Source organism: Thalassospira sp. (assembly GCF_030690045.1).
GTDB lineage: Bacteria > Pseudomonadota > Alphaproteobacteria > Rhodospirillales > Thalassospiraceae > Thalassospira.
Window position 1 is genome coordinate 145,808 of record NZ_JAUYHK010000014.1, and the last position, 18,718, is coordinate 164,525.

14 protein-coding genes are annotated in these 18,718 nt (G+C 55.5%); 7 read left to right on the forward strand and 7 right to left on the reverse strand.

The window, feature by feature from the left end; translation table 11 throughout:
* Window positions 1–6 precede the first annotated feature (6 nt).
* The 3 genes from Q8O73_RS11130 to Q8O73_RS11140 form a co-directional block, all read right to left on the reverse strand.
* Window positions 7–915 (reverse strand): hypothetical protein, encoded by a 909-nt coding sequence (locus Q8O73_RS11130; RefSeq protein ID WP_305558229.1) that lies wholly within the window; start codon window positions 913–915, stop codon window positions 7–9.
* 60 nt (window positions 916–975) lie between these two features.
* Complete coding sequence (locus Q8O73_RS11135; protein WP_305558230.1) at window positions 976–1,500, reverse strand: hypothetical protein; 525 nt, start codon at window positions 1,498–1,500, stop codon at window positions 976–978.
* 137 nt (window positions 1,501–1,637) lie between these two features.
* Complete coding sequence (locus Q8O73_RS11140) at window positions 1,638–3,014, reverse strand: branched-chain amino acid ABC transporter permease (RefSeq protein WP_305558231.1); 1,377 nt, start codon at window positions 3,012–3,014, stop codon at window positions 1,638–1,640.
* Window positions 3,015–3,162: 148 nt separating this feature from the next.
* Here Q8O73_RS11140 and Q8O73_RS11145 point away from each other — a divergent pair, with 148 nt between their 5' ends.
* Window positions 3,163–3,870 carry a TIGR00266 family protein gene (locus tag Q8O73_RS11145; RefSeq protein WP_305558232.1) on the forward strand — a complete coding sequence of 236 codons (708 nt, stop codon included), beginning with the start codon at window positions 3,163–3,165 and terminating at the stop codon, window positions 3,868–3,870.
* Between the two features lie 10 nt (window positions 3,871–3,880).
* On the opposite strand, the gene Q8O73_RS11150 is transcribed toward Q8O73_RS11145, so the two are convergent.
* Window positions 3,881–4,297: an Lrp/AsnC family transcriptional regulator gene (locus Q8O73_RS11150; protein ID WP_305558233.1), complete on the reverse strand. Its 417-nt coding sequence runs from the start codon at window positions 4,295–4,297 to the stop codon at window positions 3,881–3,883.
* A 137-nt stretch (window positions 4,298–4,434) separates the two neighbouring features.
* Here Q8O73_RS11150 and Q8O73_RS11155 point away from each other — a divergent pair, with 137 nt between their 5' ends.
* The 6 genes from Q8O73_RS11155 to Q8O73_RS11180 all read left to right on the forward strand — a co-directional run bounded on the left by Q8O73_RS11155 (window position 4,435) and on the right by Q8O73_RS11180 (window position 10,931).
* Window positions 4,435–6,114 (forward strand): M20/M25/M40 family metallo-hydrolase, encoded by a 1,680-nt coding sequence (locus tag Q8O73_RS11155; protein ID WP_305558234.1) that lies wholly within the window; start codon window positions 4,435–4,437, stop codon window positions 6,112–6,114.
* 132 nt (window positions 6,115–6,246) lie between these two features.
* Complete coding sequence (locus tag Q8O73_RS11160) at window positions 6,247–7,596, forward strand: NAD(P)/FAD-dependent oxidoreductase (RefSeq protein ID WP_305558235.1); 1,350 nt, start codon at window positions 6,247–6,249, stop codon at window positions 7,594–7,596.
* A gap of 13 nt (window positions 7,597–7,609) precedes the next feature.
* Window positions 7,610–7,960: a DUF5368 domain-containing protein gene (locus Q8O73_RS11165; RefSeq protein ID WP_305558236.1), complete on the forward strand. Its 351-nt coding sequence runs from the start codon at window positions 7,610–7,612 to the stop codon at window positions 7,958–7,960.
* A gap of 100 nt (window positions 7,961–8,060) precedes the next feature.
* Window positions 8,061–9,107 (forward strand): glycerophosphodiester phosphodiesterase, encoded by a 1,047-nt coding sequence (gene glpQ, locus Q8O73_RS11170; protein ID WP_305558237.1) that lies wholly within the window; start codon window positions 8,061–8,063, stop codon window positions 9,105–9,107.
* A 124-nt stretch (window positions 9,108–9,231) separates the two neighbouring features.
* Complete coding sequence (wrbA, locus tag Q8O73_RS11175; RefSeq protein ID WP_305558238.1) at window positions 9,232–9,834, forward strand: NAD(P)H:quinone oxidoreductase; 603 nt, start codon at window positions 9,232–9,234, stop codon at window positions 9,832–9,834.
* A 185-nt stretch (window positions 9,835–10,019) separates the two neighbouring features.
* Window positions 10,020–10,931 carry a pirin family protein gene (locus Q8O73_RS11180; RefSeq protein WP_305558239.1) on the forward strand — a complete coding sequence of 304 codons (912 nt, stop codon included), beginning with the start codon at window positions 10,020–10,022 and terminating at the stop codon, window positions 10,929–10,931.
* A 112-nt stretch (window positions 10,932–11,043) separates the two neighbouring features.
* On the opposite strand, the gene Q8O73_RS11185 is transcribed toward Q8O73_RS11180, so the two are convergent.
* The 3 genes from Q8O73_RS11185 to Q8O73_RS11195 form a co-directional block, all read right to left on the reverse strand.
* Entirely contained in the window at window positions 11,044–13,407 is a 2,364-nt protein-coding gene (locus Q8O73_RS11185; protein ID WP_305558240.1) for a hypothetical protein, read from the reverse strand.
* Between the two features lie 257 nt (window positions 13,408–13,664).
* The gene (locus Q8O73_RS11190; RefSeq protein ID WP_305558241.1) at window positions 13,665–15,536 is read right to left on the reverse strand and encodes a hypothetical protein; all 1,872 of its coding nucleotides are present in this window, start codon (window positions 15,534–15,536) and stop codon (window positions 13,665–13,667) included.
* A 291-nt stretch (window positions 15,537–15,827) separates the two neighbouring features.
* On the reverse strand, window positions 15,828–18,338 hold the full coding sequence (locus Q8O73_RS11195) for a tectonin domain-containing protein (RefSeq protein ID WP_305558242.1): 2,511 nt from the start codon (window positions 18,336–18,338) through the stop codon (window positions 15,828–15,830).
* Window positions 18,339–18,718 lie beyond the last annotated feature (380 nt).

The window sequence follows — 18,718 nt, forward strand, 5'->3', positions numbered from 1 at the left end:
AAGTGTTCAAACGATTGCATTTCCGTCATTGCCAGCATTCCCGCCATAACGTCCCCATGTAAATGACCGCGCCGTTGCGGCAAAAAACCAGAACACCAGACTGAACAATGCATAGATCAAATGGATCAGGACATCGATCCCTTTCCGCACTTGCAGGATCGCGGGTTTGTTGTTTTGAACCAGTACGATTGCGATCAGGGCGAAAAGCATATAGCCGATTTCGTCCGAGGTATCATCCCGTGTGCCGAGATAGGCCAGAACCCCCATGGAACCGGCAGCGGCGACAGTGCCGATCTGGCTTGCGACGAAGCTGATCTTGTCGGGGATGCTTTGGGCCTTCTGCCATTCAAGCTGCAAGGAACCGCTTGAGAACCACCCGGAGAGCCACAGGACAAACGATGCGGCCATACCGGCAATATTGATATACAATTCCTGATGATTGTCCTGTTCGCCGACGGAGGTAGCATACCAGGTCAGGAAGGCAACGGCGACGGAAATCGCGCCTTCAAGGGACAGGGCACTGCTGACAAGGAAAATGCGCAGCATCAGGTAAACGAATTGCGCAAGGGCGACATATGAAATGTTGATGTTGGTCGGGTTGATATCAATTGTGGCGATGTCCATATTGCCGCCACCCTTGCGTTTGTGCCGGGTATAGGCATAAAGGGCTGCCATGATAAGGGATCTGATCTTTGGGGCAGTCGTCTGGTCTGGCAGTTCAAGCTGCCAGCCGGAACTGCCGGTTTCCGACAATCCTGCAATCATTTCCAGAAGCACATTTTGCAGGTCCTGCGCCGGGCTGAGTCCTGTCGTGCCAAAGGCGGAGTTGCCGGGTTGCTGGTGCCACATTTCGATAGCTTTGAGCAAAACTTCCAGATCGGACACTTTTTCCGTTTTTGTTTCGACATAGGGCATGTGATTCTCCCGACAGCAAATGTGTTTGGGTGATGGTCCTGATATTTGTTCCGGTCGGTGTTACCGGAATGCGGCGGCGAAATTGTCAAGCCAGGCCTCAAAGGCACTGGTATCGATGGTCATCAGATCGTCTTGCGACCGGATTTTGACTTTCGGGGCGATCATGGTTTGACTGCCACCCGTCATCAGAACGGAATTGACAAGGTTGCCAACGGAAACTTCCAGATTCTGGTCCATTTTCGTCTGGGTTTGATCGACGGCAATCAGGGCCTTTTGATTGACCAGTGCGGCGTTTTTGATGAAGGCCTGACGCTCTTGCGCCAGAGTGTCAAACAACTGATGCAGGGATGACAGCGCCAGACTGAACGAAGCCGTTACAGCCTGCGCATTGCGCAGCACGACAAGGGCATCGGATGATGTGCTGCCGTCCGATGGTTTGCCCGGTGGCTCGGTGCTTGCCACCAGTGCCATGACCGTATCAAGCGAGGCCGTGATGCGTTTAAGCATCGAATCCGTACATAACTTTGTCACGCTGCTTTTGTAACTGTCGATAATGGATTGCAGCGTCATCTGGAACTGGTCCATGCCCTTTATCCTTCCGGCAAATCGCGTAACCGGATCAAGGACGTCGGGAATATTGTTTCGTGACGTGATATGTCTGATTTTTGACGGGTATTGTTGTCATCTGTCATGTTTTTCAGCCGGAACACGCCTCATAATCCTCATTGATCCCCCCGCGCCGCCAACAGAGCATCGCGCCGGTCATCAATGCCCAGCAACCCGGCCGGGCGCAGCATCAGCACAAGTGCGAGCAAGCCAAACACCGCGACATCGCGGTAAGGATCGCCGAAATAGCCGGTCCACAGGCTTTCAAGCAAACCAATCAATATCCCGCCCAGCCACGCGCCGCGCAGATGGCCAATCCCGCCCAGAATGGCGGCTGTCAGGGCCTTGAAGCCAAACAATGTGCCGGAATGAAAATTGATCACGCCATAACGCAGGGCCAGCAAACAGCCGGTCAGACCGCATAAAATCCCGGCAAGGATAAAGGTTTGCGCCTCGATCCTTTGCGGGCGAATGCCACACAGGGCAGCGGCAAGGCGGTCCTGGCTGATTGCCTGCCAGCCCCGGCCAAAGGATGTTTTTTTCATCAGCCACACCAGACCGATGGCGGCGATGATCGCCATGCCGATGGTCACAAGATCAAACCCGTGCAGCCGCACGACGAAATGATCGCCGCGCAACAGTGGAAAGGACAAATGCCACACCGGCGGCAAATTGAAATTGCGCGATGAAATGGCAAGGCGCACCAGTTCCTGCAAAAACAATACACAGCCCAGCGACGCGACAAGGATCGCCTGACCACTGACCCGCCGTTCGGTCAATGGCGCAAACACCCAGCGCCATGTGATGTGGCTGATCCATCCACCATAAATCATCGCCATAAGGCCCGATGCCCCGACAATCACCGGTACCAGCCAGCCAATCGTGGTCGATAAAAACAAACTGGTCAGAACGGTGGCCAGCGCCCCGGTCATCATCAATTCGCCAAAGGCCAGATTGATCCGCCGGATCAAGCCGTAAATCAGGGTAAAGGCCAGCGCCATCATCCCGTAAACCGCCCCGCGTGACAGGCCATGAAGGGTCAGTTGCAGGCCATAGGCAGCCTTAAGGCCGATATCATAACCGGGAAGTGCGGCTTCAAGACTTTGCGTATCATAGGATGCGAGGGCCTCCCCGCCGATGCGATTAAGCCAGAAGCGGGTCAGCAAGGCCAGATGGGTGGTCGAAACCGGGCCGAACCGCGTGGTTTCAATCCCGGTCAGGGCCGGGCGGGCACCGGGGGCGGCATCACTTGCAAAAAAACAGGTGATGGCATGGGTTTGCGATGTGTCGGGAATGTCGTCGGTTACGGACGGAATGAGGTGATAATGCAGGGTGATGTTGCTGCCGGGGCCGGTATCGGGCAATTGTGTGATCAGATGCAGCTTCGTTCCGGCTTCCTCGATCCCCGGCAGGGCTAGGCGACAGATATTGAACATATAAGGATCGCGGTCTTCGCATCCGCCCAGCATGGGGGCAAGCAACAGTACCAGCATGATCTGAAAGAAAGCCCCTGTCCGCACGGTCGGCCCCCAAAGGAAATCAATCCTGCCATACTGCGCCAGACCGGCCTTTTTTCAAAGACGCGATACAGATGTTTTTGGCATGATGGGGCATGGTCCCTTTTATGACGGAGAAATCCCTATGGCAGATGTCATCGATTATCAAATCATCGGGTCGGAAATGCAGCTGGTGGAGATTGAACTGGACCCCGGCGAAGGGGTTCGGGCCGAAGCCGGGGCGATGATGTATATGTCGGATGGCATCAATATGCAGACCAATACCGGCGGCGGGCTGTTTTCCGGGTTCAAGCGCATGTTGACCGGCGAAAGCTTTTTCATCACAAGTTTCGTTCATGAAGGATCGGGCAAGGGCCATGTCGCCTTTGCCGCCCCCTATCCGGGCAAGGTTATTGCGCTAAATCTTGCCGAATTTGGCGGCAGTATTCTGTGCCAGAAAGACGGTTTTTTATGTGCCGCAGCCGGAATTGATATCGACATTGCCTTTACCAAACGCATCGGTGCCGGTCTTTTTGGCGGTGAGGGATTTATCCTGCAACGGCTGAGCGGGGACGGCCTTGCCTTTGTCCATGCCGGGGGCACGATTGTGCGTAAGGATTTGCAGGCAGGCCAAACCTTGCGGGTCGATACCGGATCGCTGGTTGCCCTGACGCCGGGAATTGATTATGCGATCAAATTCATCGGCGGCTTTCGCAATGCCCTGTTTGGCGGCGAAGGACTTTTTGTCACCACCCTGAAAGGCCCCGGCACCGTCTGGCTGCAAAGCCTGCCCTTTGCACGGCTGGCTGACCGGATTGCGGCGGTGTTGCCCAAGGATGAGAATAAGGGCTGATTCCGGTCTGTCACGCAGGTCCCAAAAACAGATAGGTTTCGGTTTTGGCGACGCCGTCAAGGGCGCGGACGGTGGTGACGACCTGATGAAAATCGGCAAGGCCGGGGACCTGAATTTCGGCAATCAAATCCCATTGTCCATTGGTGGTGTGCAGGGCGGCAAAGCCAAGGTTTTTGCGCAAGGTCGCCACCAGCGCCTTCACATTGCGATCGGCCAGTTCAATCATCATCACGCCGCGAATGGTGCCATCGGTGGCATCATCGCGCAGGCGCACGGTAAATCCGGCAATCACGCCGCTATCGGTCAGGCGGTCCATCCGGGTTTTGACCGTGCCCGGTGCGACGTCCAAAAGCTGCGCCAGTTTCGGGACCGAGGCACGGGCATTGACCCGCAATTCGGCAATCAGGCGACGGTCGAGATCATCCATATGCGGGCTCCTTGCCGGTTTCGGCAATGATCCTTCCGGTTTCGGCAATTTACAAATGATTTCTGCATGAAACTGCCGTTTTTATTGAAGGTTGTTCCGGCGTAATCTGCTGCCCCGATCAGGCAGGAGAGACGCCAATGACCACCCCCGCACCGCACTGGAACCCGGCCCCGCGCACCCGCGAAATTGCCCTGCAACTGACGCGCTGGGCCAGTGTCACCACCACGGCGGACGAGGCCGGGTTTACCGACAGGCTGTTGGGACTGCTGCGCGACATCCCGTATTTTCGCGACAATCCCGATGATATTGCCGTGATCGACAGTCATCGGGTGGCGGGCGGAACCGCGATGGCGCGCAGCGTGGTTGCATTGGTGCGCGGAAAGGGTCGCCGGACTTTGGCACTGGCCGGGCATTTTGATGTGGTGTCGATTGAAAATTACGGCGATCTCAAACATCTGGCCTTTGCGCCCGAAGCCCTGACCGGGGCGCTGATTGCCGATTTGTCGCAGCGCGACAACCTGAGTGAAAAGGAAAAATCGGCACTGGACGATTTGCGCAGTGGCGATTTCATTCCGGGGCGCGGACTTTTGGATATGAAAAGTGGTGATGCGGCGGGCATTGCCTTTCTGGAACATTTTGCGTCGCAGCCGGACCGCCGGGGCAATGTGGTGTTGTTTCTGACCCCGGATGAAGAACGAAATTCCTGCGGCATGCGCAGCCTGCGCAATGCCTTGCCCGGCCTGATGGCGCGCTGGAATCTGGAGATTGTCGGGGGCATCAATCTGGATGCCAGCAGCGATCAGGGGGATGGCACAGACGGGCGGGTGATTTATCATGGATCGGTTGGCAAATTATTGCCCTTTGCCTTTGTTGCCGGGCAGCCAACCCATGCCGGTTATCCGTTTGACGGCATCAGCGCCCATGCGCTGGCGGCGGAGATCATGACGGCGATGGAGGCCAATACCGCCCTGTGTGATCGCGGACGCGGCGAGGTGGCCCCGCCACCGGTCTGCCTTGAATGCCGCGATGTGCGCGATACTTACGAAGTCACCACGCCCGAACATGTCTGGATGGCGTTTAACTGGTTGATGATGGGGCGCAGTTGTGCCGATGTGATGGCGGAATTTCGCGATATCGTCACCATCGCAGGCGAACGCGCCCTGCATCGGTTTGGCCTGCATGGGCGGCAACAGGCCAGGGCCAATCACCTTGCCGATCCGGCCCCCCTGCCGAATCTTCGGGTTTTAAGCATTGCCGAACTGCGCGAAATTGTCGTCATGACCGGCGGGAATGCCGCCATTGATCGTCTGGCGGATATCGAGGCCGCCCATGCCGATAACAACAATCCGTTGCAGCGGTCCCGTCTTTTGGTTCAGGCGATGATGGCCGAGGCCCGGTTGCGCGGCCCGGCGGTGGTGATCGGGTTTGGCTCCCTGCATTATCCCGCCGTGCATCTGGACCCCGATGCACCAAAGGACGCACATTTTTTGGCGGCGATAGACCGCGCACGGACCATCATTACCAAGCGTCATGATACGACAATTTGCGATCGCGGTTATTTCATGGGGATTTCCGATATGAGCTTTTTCGGTCATGCGCCGAATGAAGCGCAAACCGCGATTGTGGCGGCCAATACGCCGGTTTCCGAACTGGTCGATCATCCGGTGGCCGATGCGCTGTCCTGGCCGGTGGTCAATATCGGGCCGTGGGGGCGGGAATATCATCAACGCCATGAAAGGCTGTATGCGCCCTATGCGTTTGACGTCCTGCCCGATTTCATCGCCGAAATCGCGGGAGAAATTCTGGACCGCGATTAGGCGGATTTGAACAGACAGATTGGAATTGATTTCCCTCAATGATCCCGCTACAGATTAACATTATAATATTTTAATGTAATGAAACTTAATCATGCTCGGGGCATTGTTCCGGGTGGAAACGGGGAAGAAATCATGTCTGAAAAACGCATACAGACCGGGGAGAATGCCGGGCTTGACCGGCGCGATTTTTTAAAACTGGGGATGGCGGGCATCGCCGGGGCGACGGCCCTGACGCTGGCATCCGCCTCATCGGGGGCGGTGGAAAAAACCGCAACCAAAGCGCGGATCGTGATTGTCGGGGCCGGGGCAGCGGGGCTTGCGATGGCGGCCCGCCTGTCCGAACGGCTGGACGGGGCGACATTGACCATCATTGATGACCGGGCACGTCATTTGTATCAGCCGGGATTTACCCTGATTGCCGCCGGTCTGAAACCGGCATCCTACAGCATCAGTGCAACCGGCGATTATATGCCGCGCGATGTGAACTGGGTTCAGGATCGTGTCGCCGAATTTGATCCTGAATCCCGCAAGGTGATCACGGCATCGGGTAAACCTGTGCCCTATGATTATCTGGTGGTGGCCGCGGGGATTGACCTTGATTATGCCGCGATTGACGGCATGGATGTCAGCCGGATTGGCAAGGATGGCCTTGGCAGTGTCTATCACAGCCCCGAAGGGGCGGCTGCAACCTGGAACCTGATGGCGCAATTTGCTGAAACCGGCGGTGACGGGGTGTTTTTGCGTCCGGCAACCGAAATGAAATGCGCCGGGGCACCGTTGAAATATGCCTTTCTGACCGATGACCAGTTGCGCCGCAAGGGCAATCGCGGCAAGGCCAATTTGACCTATGCCGCCCATAATGATGCGCTGTTCAGCGTGCCGATTGTATCGGAAAAAACCCGGATGCTGTTTAAGGACCGGGGCATGAAAACGGTTTACCATCATGTCCTGCAAGCGATTGATCCGGGGCGCCAACGCGCCACCTTTGCCAGCCCGTCCGGGCCGGTCGAACTGCCTTATGATTTTATCAATGTCATTCCGCCGATGCGTGCCGCCGCCTCTGTGCGCAACAGTGCGCTTGCCTGGCAGGACGGGCCGTTTGCCCATGATGGCTGGGTCGAGGTGAACAAGGGCACATTGCGCCATCCGCGCTTTGCCAATGTGTTTGCGGTGGGCGATGTTGCCGGTGTGCCCAAGGGCAAAACAGCGGCCAGCATCAAGTTTCAGGTGCCCGTCGCGGTCGATCACATCGTCGCCGACATTGCCGGGCGTGACAGCGACAGTGTCTATGGCGGCTATACCTCCTGTCCGATGATCACGCGCTATGGCCGGGCGATGCTGGTGGAATTTGATTTCAACAACGACCTGCTGCCGTCCTTCCCGCGGGTGATTGCGCCGCTGGAAGAATTGTGGGTGACATGGGTGATGAAGACGATTGCGCTCAAACCCACCTATGTGTCGATGTTGCGCGGCAAGGCCTGAGGGAGGAAAAATAATGGAAAATTTTGACCTTGGCGTGGTTTTCGCCGTTCTGTTTGAAATGATGGGCTGGGTTTTGTGGGCCCTGATCCTTCTGGCGTTGTTTGGGCTGGTGGGGCTGGGGCGGGTGTTGCTGGTGGAACGTTCGATTTCCAGTCGCCGTCTGGTGCGGGCCGAAATTATTGGCGTGCTGGGCGGTTTTGCTGCCCTTGCCCTGATGGCCTATGTGACGGTATCGGGCTTTACCGATGCCGGTGGGCCGGTGGACTGGCTTTTGATCGGGCTGATCTGGGGCGGGGGGCTGGTCGGGGTGACCATTCTGGCCTATGCGGTGATGGGGCTGGCCGGGCTTTATAAATCCTCCTGAACCATGACAGTTGCATGACAGCCCTGATCCTGCCTTGATCCTGCCGCAGCGACCGGTCACACTTGCGAAAATGCAAATGTGAAACAGGGAGTTGCAAGATATGTTCAGGGCAATGACGCGGGCGGTTTTTTGGGTGATGGCCCCGGTCATGATGATTGCCGGGGCGGCATCCCCGGTATTGGCGCAAGGCATGGCGGAAAAGCGGGTGGTGATTGCGCATCGCGGGGCATCGGGTTATTTGCCGGAACATACCCTGCCCGCCAAGGCGATGGCCTATGCCATGGGCGCAGATTACATCGAACAGGATGTGGTAATGTCGGCGGATGGTGTGCCGGTGGTGCTGCATGACATTCATCTTGATACCACGACCGATGTCGCGCAAAAATTCCCGGACCGCCACCGCGCCGATGGCCGTTATTACGCGATTGATTTCACGCTGGATGAACTCAAAACCCTGAATGTTTCCGAACGCTTCAAAGCCGATAGCGGCGATCAGGTCTATGCCGGGCGATTTCCCAAGGAATACGGCATTTTCAAAATCCCGACCCTTGAAGAAGAAATCATGCTGGTGCGGGGCCTGAACAAATCGACCGGACGCGACGTCGGCATTTATCCCGAAATCAAGGACCCGGCCTTTCACCGCGCCGAAGGGCAGGATATTTCAATGGCCGTCATCAAGATGATGGAACATTGGGGCTATGGCAGCCGCGAGGGCAATGCCTATGTCCAAAGTTTCGACTGGACGGAAATTCAGCGTATTCGCGGTGAATTGAACTATCAGGGGCGTCTGGTGCAGTTGCTGGGCGAGAATGACTGGAACATTGCGCCCGGCACCGATTACGATTTTCTGAAAACCGACGACGGTGTGGCGGCGATGGCCAAAGTGGTCGATGGCATCGGCCCGGCCCTGTCCCAGGTGATCGAAGGGCTGAGCACCGAAGGCCGCGCCATCATGACCCCGACCCTGATTGCCGCCCAGCGCCGCCAACTGGCGGTGCACCCCTATACCCTGCGTGCCGATCAGTTGCCGAAATGGGCCGGGGATTTCAATATTGCGCTGGGCGCGATTTTTGACGATGCCGGGATCAATGGCGTCTTTACCGATTTCCCCGATCAGGTCGCGGATTATCTGGCGACCCTGCAATGATGCGCTACCGCCGGATGAAATAGACTGTTTCCATGCACGGTCTTTTCGTCTGCTGCCCTATGAGGCATTATCTTTTGCGACATTGCCCGAAACCGGGTTTGACATCTAACCAAAGGAGCCTGAAATGGCGAAAGTTCTTGTGCTGTATTATTCGATGTATGGTCATATCGAAACCATGGCCGGTGCCATTGCCGAAGGAGCGACCAGCGTTGCCGGAACGACGGTGGACGTCAAACGTGTGCCCGAAACCATGCCGCTGGATGTTGCCAAGGGGGCCGGGGCCAAGCTGGATCAGGCCGCACCGGTTGCAACTGTTGACGATCTTGTCAATTATGATGCCATCATTTTTGGCGTGCCGACCCGTTTTGGCAATATGTGTTCGCAAATGCGCGCCTTTCTCGATCAGACCGGCGGTCTGTGGGCCAAGGGTGCGCTGATCGGCAAGATCGGGTCGGTGTTTGCCTCGACCGGCACCCAGCATGGCGGACAGGAAACCACCATCACCTCGACCCACACCACGCTTTTGCATCATGGCATGGTGATTGTCGGCGTGCCTTATAGCTGTGCCGGGCTGACCAAAATGGATGAAATCACCGGCGGAACGCCTTATGGGGCGACCACCCTTGCCGGGGCCGATGGTTCGCGTCAGCCATCGCAAAACGAACTCGATATTGCAAAATTTCAGGGCAAACATGTGGCGGAACTGGCGGCGAAACTGGCCGGTTAAGCCTCCACTCTCCTTGCATTTCAGGCCGCGTCGGTGTTTTCGGCGCGGCCTTTTTTATGCGGATTGGGTGCATTGTTATCCGGATCGAAACAATCCGGTGCCTGATTGGGCATTGTTTCGCGACAGTTTTCTGCCAATCTGTGCCGATAGATATAGATAAGGATATTTTTGGAAAGGACAGTGCCATGTCTGAACAGGCCAAATCCCCGCGCCCCAAATCCCCGCGCCATGTGGCGCAAGTGATCCGGGCGATGGATACATCGGACGGGGCCGGGGTGTCGTTGAAACGCTCGGTCGGGTCGCCCGCCCTTGATATGCTCGATCCGTTTTTGATGCTTGATTCCATTTCAACCGACAAGGCCGATGATTATATCGCCGGGTTTCCCGATCATCCGCATCGCGGTTTTGAAACTGTGACCTATATGGTCGAAGGTGCGATGCGCCATCAGGACAGCACCGGGGCCGATGGCATTTTGCGGTCGGGCGGGGTGCAATGGATGACCGCAGGCAGCGGCATCATCCATTCCGAAACGCCCGAGCAGGAAGCCGGATTGTTGCAGGGGTTTCAGTTGTGGATCAACCTGCCGGGCCGCGACAAGATGAAACCGCCGCGTTATCAGAATCTCGAAGCCGACGAAGTGGTGGAAATCGCGCCAAAACCCGGTGTTGATTTACGGCTGGTGACCGGATCGGTCGAAGGCAAAACCGGACCGGTATCGGGCATTGCCACCGCCCCGTTATTTGTCGATGTCAAACTGGCACAGGGGGCGGAAATCACCCTGCCGGTGCCGCACGGCCATGCGGCAATTGCCTATGTCTTTATCGGCACCGCCGATATTGCCGGAACGTCAATTGCCACCCATCATCTGGCGGTACTGGCCGATGGCACCGAAGTCACCTTGCGCGGCGGGGATGGTGGCGGGCGGCTCTTGCTGATTGCTGCCGCCCCGATCAACGAGCCGGTGGCGCGTTATGGGCCGTTTGTGATGAATACCAAGGCCGAACTGATGCAGGCCTTTGACGATTTCCAAAAGGGCCGGTTCGTCGCCAGTACCGCCATTCCACGTCATCGCCCGCCCACACACAGCAGATCATGACGGATGTCACACAGCTCTTGGCAAAATACGTAACAGCGGCGAACCCGATATCAAGGGCGTCGTTCGATGTTAAGCATAGTACCGGAGAAGGGGGCACCTTGAATGTTCAAACCTAATCTTTGCCGCGCTTCACATCTGTATTTGAACTGGTATTGGCAATCCAGGGACGGCCATCGGACATCACATCCACCCGGTTGGCATTTGTATTTTTGACCGTGTCGAACGAGTTGTTTGTGGCATTCCATTTTTTCAAAACGTACTGGCTGCCGTTCCAGGAAGAGATATAAACACTGCCATCCATCCCCGCCCCAATGTCCTCTACGCTTACGCTTTGACCTAACGGGCGATTTTCAAATTTTGTACCGGTAAATTGTTGAACGATGTTGCCAGAATCAGCAATCCATAAATCACCGGCCCGACCAACAGCGACCTTGCCAACGTCATCGTTGCTGAACTTGGTAAATGTACTGGTCCCGGGTTTAAGATGATAAAGCTTTTGGCTGATCACAACGTAAACCGTGCCATCCACGCCAATCGACAAACTGCCGATACTGCCCGATGTGACCGAATAGGTGCGTCGCACGCTGCCCGTCGATGACAGTTGATAAACCGATCCGTTTTGGGTCGTCCAAATGCTGCCATCGCTTGCAACGTCGATATTTTGCAGGTTTTGATTAAATGAAAGAGAAACTTCCTCAAATTTCTCGGTCGTGTTGTTGAATTTCAAAAACTGGTTCGCGCCCTGATTTTGCGGCGTGCCATAGACATAGACATCATCATTTTGCCCAACGGTAAATTCTTCGATCGTGTTTAGGTTTGTGACATAGGTGTCGAAGCTAATGTTTTTTGAAAAGGTAAAGGCATTGTCCGATGGCACATCGACCACTGCTGCGGTACTTCCGCTGCCGGTGGTATCACCGGCTGTTGCTACGGCGGTGGCACGATCGGCCTGTTCGTCGCGTTCAAAGAACGTAGAAGCCAGCACAAGCGTATCCATCGTAACCACCCAAGGGTAACCATTTGGCCCCACTGCCACACTTTTTGGTGTGTGCCCTGGTGTGCGAACCACCTCGAAGGTTTTGCCGTCTGTTCCCAGACGCATCAGAAGGTCCCTGTCCGACACCACATAGACACTGCCATCCGGACCAATCGCGATACTTTTGGCTTTTTGCGCGAAAATTTCGCAGGGCAATGATGCGCAACGCTGAACCAGATTGTCAGAACGGATGGTCCAAGGGGTGCCATCCGGGGCCACCGCCACCAACAGGCCCTGTCCGGAAAGACGGTCAAACCGGGTCATTGCGTCATTCAGTTTGGATAACGTGCCGGAAGCATCAGCAATCACCACCGCCCCATCCGCACCAATGGCAATGTCAGAACCCGTCGCGCCGGGGATTTGTTTCCACAGATTTCCGGTATGGCGAAACACCCGCCCCAACGTGGAAATGCCCCATGGGTTGCCCAGTGCATCAACCGCAAGACGCACCAAAGTCCCGGGGAAGCTTTCGAACTGTTTGCGGCTGTTCGACCACCGCAGGATATTGCCCCCGACATCCAGACCAAACACACTGCCATCGCGCCCGATCGCCAGTGTTGCGGCGATCTTTTGGGTGTTCACAAAGGTAATGTCCTCCTTCGTTGTCACAGCGACCGGATCAATAGTGGCAGGATTCCCTGTTGCCGGGGCAACGGTTTTGGCTGCGGTTTGCCCGGCTCCGCCTGTTTCAGGTGAAACCGGGGACGCGCTTAGCGTCTCTGCGGTCTGTGCTGGCGCTGTTGCCGGAGTTGCTTGCGCCGATGGCGCAACAGGCGCCGTCGGTGTTACAGGTGTTGCAGAGATCCCCGAAGCAACTGCCACAGGGGCACTATCGACAGGTGCATCCGCCTGAGGTGCTTGAATTTCCGGTGCCCGGCCTTCTTCGGTTTTGATTTTCTCGGGTTCGACCAACAACGTCGTCGCCATAATGACACCATCTGTGATGACAGCCCATGGTCCGCCATCGGGTGTTGCCGCCGTCGCTGTTACACCTTCAACCCCGGCGACTGCCCGCCAACTGCGCTGTGACTTGTCCCAGATCCTTACCCGGCCTTCGGCATCCGCAATTACTACCGTATCGTTCCCACCAATGGCAATGTCGATGGCACGCCCGGGCATCGCCCCCCAAGTCTTGCCGTCAAACGCACCAATACGTCCATCGCGGGTCACGCCCCAGGGATTGCCCGCCATATCCAATGCGATTCGATAAGCCTGCCCTTCCACGGGCTTCCACTCACTGCGCAACGGGTTCCATTTTTTGATTTCACCGCTCACTTTGGCGATATAGACATTGCCCTGCGCGTCGGCGGCGACGTCGACAACATCCGTATCTTTGTTTTCCCACCACAAACCGTTATAGCGAAAAACCACGCCTTCCGAGTTGACCGCCCATGGGCGATTTCCCTCTGCTGCTGAAATTCGGACGAAAACCCCGGACATTTTACGCCAGCGTTGTTCCAGCGCATCCCAGCGCCACGGCGTGCCATTCGGGGCAACGACATAAGCCTGCCCCTGACTGTTGATCGATATATCAACAGCCGTGCCGGGCAAGCGGGTCCAATTCAAGGTCGTTGAACTGTCTTGCGCCCAGGCACCGTTGGGGTAGCCTGTCGTAAGGACGATACAGAACAGAACCAGACAAAACCGCACTATCGTCATTGGACGACCTCGCATCACAGTTTCTGAAAACAAAAACGTTATTTATTTAGCAACCGGTCCCGCACCATCGCTATATGTTGCTGGCCGTTGGCGTCGTTTTGCCATGACTGAACTTTCACATCCCCGTTTCTGAATTCCTCAAAGAATTCACGTCCCTGTAGCTTTTCAATGACTTCGCTGAATGTCGGTCGCGGTGTAAACCAATCCTTGTGACGATGCTGAAGACGTTCAATATCGCGTTCCAGATCCGACATTTCCTCGATCACGATATCACGATCGGCTTGCGCCCGACGGGCGTAATGTGGACGACGTGGCGTCATCAAAATCAGGACAGAACGTTCGAAATGGCGATCAACCCGCTGCGAGAACAACAGATTAAGGATCGGTATATCCATCAAACCCGGTACGCCATCTGCCGATTTGGATGTCTCGCGTTCACTCAAGCCGCCCAGCACCAGGGTCTCGCCGAACTTCATGGTGACGGTCGAATTGACATTGGTCTTGGTGGTGTCGAGGCGGAATTCAAACACAACCGAATTGGACGGATCGGTCAGGAAGGTGCGTTCTGCGACGACATGCAACCGTATCATATCATCGGGCAATATTTCCGGCGTCACCGCAAGCTTGACACCAACCTCCTTTTGCACCGAGACGCTGTCGCCATTTCCGCCTGAAACAGCGGCGGCAAGGATTTCCGTGCCCGAGAAAAATTCCGACGTTTGTCCCGCCTGCGCCACCAAACTTGGCTTGGCCAAAACCTGATTGTTCGCATCAGCGGAATTGGCAATGTTCAACGAATATGTCACGGCGGGAATACTGATTGCGCGGGTGATGGTCTGGGTGCTTTCTTCAAGGCCGGTATTTAAATAATCCTTGGTTCGCGTCGATTCGTACCCAAACCCCGCCGTCCCGGTCAGTGGATCACCAAACTGCAACTGCAATCCGTTCAACAGATTGATACCTCGCGAATTGCGAACATCTTCCTGCGTGCCGATCAAGACAACATCGACCACCACCATACTTGAATCAGCAAAACCTTGCTGCATCGGATCACCTTGCGGGCCGGGCCCGCCATATGCATCCTGCGGCTGAGAGCCATAAGGATCAGGGGCAGCACCATAGGGATCACTGGACCCGTATGGGTCACTGGACCCGTATGGATTATTGCCGGGGCCATATGGATCATTTCCATACTGTGCCATCATAACCTTGGCATCGCTGTCATAAAACGACTGCCACCCCTGAACCCGGCGTTCCAGATATTTGATGTTTTCCGGCCCCAGAACGGCCTTGCGATACGCTGACACAAATGACGATGCCCCCGCGCGATCATCCATCGCCGCCAGGGACAACGCCACCGCTTTCAGGACTTCGGGCTGTTCCTTTGCTTCGGGTGCCACAGCCAACAACTGCTTTAGCGCCGCTTCCGCCGTTTCGGGATCACGCGCATAATATGAGGCCGAAGCCAGACTATACAGCACCGCCGGGTCGTCACCACGGTGAAGGGCGACGGCCGCGAAATAGCCCTGCGCCAGGCCATAGCGCCGCTGGTCCATATACAAAAGGCCCAACTGGTAACTGGCCGACAAGTTGCCCGGATCGAATTTAAGCGCCTGCTTGTACCCTTGCTCCGCCAGTTCAAACTTGCTGGCATCGCCCTGCACCCCCATCAAGTGGTAGGTTAATCCATTGAGAAACTGCAAATCCGGATTGGTGATATCAAGTTTCAAAGCCAGATTGATCAAGCGTGATGCTTCATCCATGTTCTGGGCTTCCAAAGCGTCAATACTTTCGCGCACCAGGACCTGAACGGCATCATCTTGGGCGATGGAATGTTTGAAAGCCGGTTGTTGCACACCCTCGCGCTCCACGGACAGCACGCCGCTGGCGTTCAGCGAACCATCAGACATCAAACCGGCTGTCTGACAACCGGCAACCAGCAATGTCGATAAAATCAATGCCCCCCTAAAAGACGCTTTAAGCATAGGTTCGCGCTTAAATTGTTTACGTATCTGGACCAAACGCCACTTCCCCACAAAATATCAGCCACCTTCTCGCTAAAAAACAGGGCGCCCCCGGCACCGACAGTCTTTGGCAATTCGGTCTTTGGCAATCCGGGCTGCAAAACCGCCCGGATTGCCCACGCCATCAAAAATTGAAAACAGAACGAAAAGGGCTGAAATTGCCTCAGCCCTTTTCCCTTAGTTCATCTGGTAAATTTCATTCTTCTTGGTCAGCCGCCAGACCTGCCCGCCGCCCGCACCGATGGTGCTAGAATCCGTGTCTTGGGCAATCGGATCCCAATCGCGTTTCGTGGCATTAAACAGGTAAGTTTTGCCATCCGTGCCAACGATTAACGCCGCGCCCGGGATATCGACCGCAATATCGACGGCAGAACCCGGAAGCTTTTCCCACTTCTTGTTGTTGTCATGGACATAGATATGGCCTTGGTCGTTCACGACCCATGGCCGACCATTCTGATCAATGTCGATCCGTTTTGCCGTTCCCGGAAGCTTTTGCCAACGGTTCCCATCCCGGACATGGATGGTGCCGTCAACGGCGGTAATCCAAACCCCGTTGGCACTGGCGCCAATATCTTGTGCCGCTGGGCCGGGGATTTGCCGCCATTTTGATCCTGATTGGGCAAATATCAGGCCCGCGTCGTTGACGACCCATGCGTCTTTATCTGAAACAGCGACACGGATTGCCGCACCGGCCATTTTGATCCATCTTTTTGCCGTCTTGGCGCGCTTGAAGATTTCATATCCACCGCCAGCTTTGCTTACACCGATGACATAGGTGGTTCCATCCGTGCCGATCGCAACATCGGTGGCGTCCCCCGGGATCAAGTCCCATTTTGTTGCACGACCAGCAGCGCCGGCTGTACCGGTCGATTCAATCTGGGTGAGTTCGATTGTTTGTTGGGTCGGTTCACCGATATCAACACGGTCGCCTTCCACGGTCATGTTGATAACCGGACCGTATGATTTTTCAGTCCCCATCAATTTTGCCCAAGTCTGTACTTGCGGCTTGATCGACTCCTGGGTCATAAGCCCCCAGTTCATCAACACCTCGGTCCGCCCGTTATCGGTCAATAGAAGGCGGGCTAAGTTTACGGGCTTTTTCGAGTTCGCCAGGGCGTCAGTGATAATGGACTCTTGTTTGATCTGATCCAGGGCAATATCGGTTCCGATGCTGGCGACAATCGAGCTTGCGGTCAAAATAATCATTGTCGGCGCCATAAAGGCCATAGAGGTGGTGCCAATACTAGTCGTCGTTACTGTTATTCTCATTGTTTCTTTCATACCTTGCACCAGGTGGGGAAAAATTGCTTGGCCAACCGTTCCCACCGCTTTGGCGACGGACGTTGATACAAGCGTTGCGGCCCCAAGCCCTACATATGCAACGACAACTGCAGCACCAGGTGCAAGCAACATGATATCGCCTACCTGGTCTTCCATTTGTGGCGGACGAACACCAATATCATTGGGATTCAAGCCGGTTGACATACCCGGACGCGCTACCTTCAAGCCGCGTTCCCAGCTTTGCCAGACGCTTTGCATTTCTTTCGCGACCAAAAGCCGGGACTGCTGAACGTATACAGCCAAATAATTCAATAAATCGCGTTCAGCTTTGGTCTTTGCCCCTCTTTTGATCACGTTGAAAACATGCATATAAACGGCCGCCTTTAGGATCGCCGATTCCTCGGGTTCCGTCAGGATTAGGTTCCAAGCTTCGGTTTTTAGCTCGTCTGTTTTGGTTTTATTGAGTCCGGCTGCTGCGATGTAATTGCTGATGCTTTCATCGATCAGCGTACGGTCCTTAATTACCTCGGCAACGATCTCATGGGCGCCAGGCAGACCGAACAACCCATTGGGTGTGCGTCTTGCGGGTTCCCAACGCATGGTAAGGTATTCACAAGCCTGACTGGTCTTAACGCCATAAACCGACCGGACCGAATTCACCGGACATGACCAGCAGGTCCCCCCGTCGATGAAGTCGAAATGTTCGCCAGCTTTACAGGTCAGCGCGGTTATTTTTTCTGCAGCCACGAGACTTTCATTGCGGAAACAGGCATTGTGTGCGCTGACCGCAGCCGCCGTACGGCGATATCCGTCAGGGCAGGTATAACAACTGCCATTCAAATCCGGGAACGAACCTTCTGGGCAAACCCGATCAATGAATTCGGCCCGACGTGCTGGTTCAAAGATTTTACCGCAAGCATCCCATTCATTCACGGCCGACAAGGTACGGTCAAATCCGGCTGGGCATGACCAACATTCACCGCCATTACGAAGATCTTTGAACGAGCCAGACGGGCAGGATTTGTGTGCGCCGACCCGGGTTGCGCGTTTATATTCTGCTGAAATCTGCTTTGAACATGCCTTCGGCGTGTCCACCGCAAAACCGGTTCGGTTGTAACCGCTTGGACATGAGAAACAGGACCAGGTGCCGATATCGAAGAAGGATCCCCGTGGGCACTCACCAACGGCCTTGCCTGTTTTGGTTGCCGATGCAAAGCCGCAAGCCCCCAAAAGGGTGTTTGTGCGCAAATCCATTGCGCCACAAATGGCATAGCCCGCTTCTGTGAAGGCAGCTTGCGTCTGCTGAGCTGCTGCATCCGATGCGCCAGAAAAGACGCCGATGGTCAGCAAAATCAGCACAAGCAAAGCCCGCCGAGTTGCGTTCACAGACTTAAAACAGGTTCTCATGGGTTATTCCTCAACCAATCAACACGTGTTGCGCCTTGCCTGCGGGAAAGCAGACAAGACTAACGGCGCAAAGACCATGAGATGTGCCCATGGACTGCGTGGGGGATGAGAAAAATCATGGAAATGCGAAATGCTTCCCTAACGCGAAACGACCGCGACACATCAAGTCTTGTTACAGAACAAGGCCAACGCGGTGATGACCGCCAGATGGAAAAGCCCCTTTGATGTCGGGACTTTTCGTTAAGCAAAATCGCGCCCCACACTCGGTCAAATCTGCAAAACAAGATAAGATGGCCCAATCCCCGCACAGAGAATTGAGCAGGAGCTTTGAGAAGGGAACACGTAATGATAAGCAGCCATACGTTTATGACGCATTTGGG

What these genes read in the sequence shown, in the direction of transcription:
- Q8O73_RS11130 (WP_305558229.1), bottom strand. Translation starts at nt 915, where the DNA reads ATGCCCTATGTCGAAACAAAAACGGAAAAAGTGTCCGATCTGGAAGTT.
- Q8O73_RS11135 (WP_305558230.1), bottom strand. Translation starts at nt 1,500, where the DNA reads ATGGACCAGTTCCAGATGACGCTGCAATCCATTATCGACAGTTACAAA.
- Q8O73_RS11140 (WP_305558231.1), bottom strand. Translation starts at nt 3,014, where the DNA reads ATGCTGGTACTGTTGCTTGCCCCCATGCTGGGCGGATGCGAAGACCGC.
- Q8O73_RS11145 (WP_305558232.1), top strand. Translation starts at nt 3,163, where the DNA reads ATGGCAGATGTCATCGATTATCAAATCATCGGGTCGGAAATGCAGCTG.
- Q8O73_RS11150 (WP_305558233.1), bottom strand. Translation starts at nt 4,297, where the DNA reads ATGGATGATCTCGACCGTCGCCTGATTGCCGAATTGCGGGTCAATGCC.
- Q8O73_RS11155 (WP_305558234.1), top strand. Translation starts at nt 4,435, where the DNA reads ATGACCACCCCCGCACCGCACTGGAACCCGGCCCCGCGCACCCGCGAA.
- Q8O73_RS11160 (WP_305558235.1), top strand. Translation starts at nt 6,247, where the DNA reads ATGTCTGAAAAACGCATACAGACCGGGGAGAATGCCGGGCTTGACCGG.
- Q8O73_RS11165 (WP_305558236.1), top strand. Translation starts at nt 7,610, where the DNA reads ATGGAAAATTTTGACCTTGGCGTGGTTTTCGCCGTTCTGTTTGAAATG.
- glpQ (WP_305558237.1), top strand. Translation starts at nt 8,061, where the DNA reads ATGTTCAGGGCAATGACGCGGGCGGTTTTTTGGGTGATGGCCCCGGTC.
- wrbA (WP_305558238.1), top strand. Translation starts at nt 9,232, where the DNA reads ATGGCGAAAGTTCTTGTGCTGTATTATTCGATGTATGGTCATATCGAA.
- Q8O73_RS11180 (WP_305558239.1), top strand. Translation starts at nt 10,020, where the DNA reads ATGTCTGAACAGGCCAAATCCCCGCGCCCCAAATCCCCGCGCCATGTG.
- Q8O73_RS11185 (WP_305558240.1), bottom strand. Translation starts at nt 13,407, where the DNA reads ATGTCCGGGGTTTTCGTCCGAATTTCAGCAGCAGAGGGAAATCGCCCA.
- Q8O73_RS11190 (WP_305558241.1), bottom strand. Translation starts at nt 15,536, where the DNA reads ATGTCTGATGGTTCGCTGAACGCCAGCGGCGTGCTGTCCGTGGAGCGC.
- Q8O73_RS11195 (WP_305558242.1), bottom strand. Translation starts at nt 18,338, where the DNA reads ATGAGAACCTGTTTTAAGTCTGTGAACGCAACTCGGCGGGCTTTGCTT.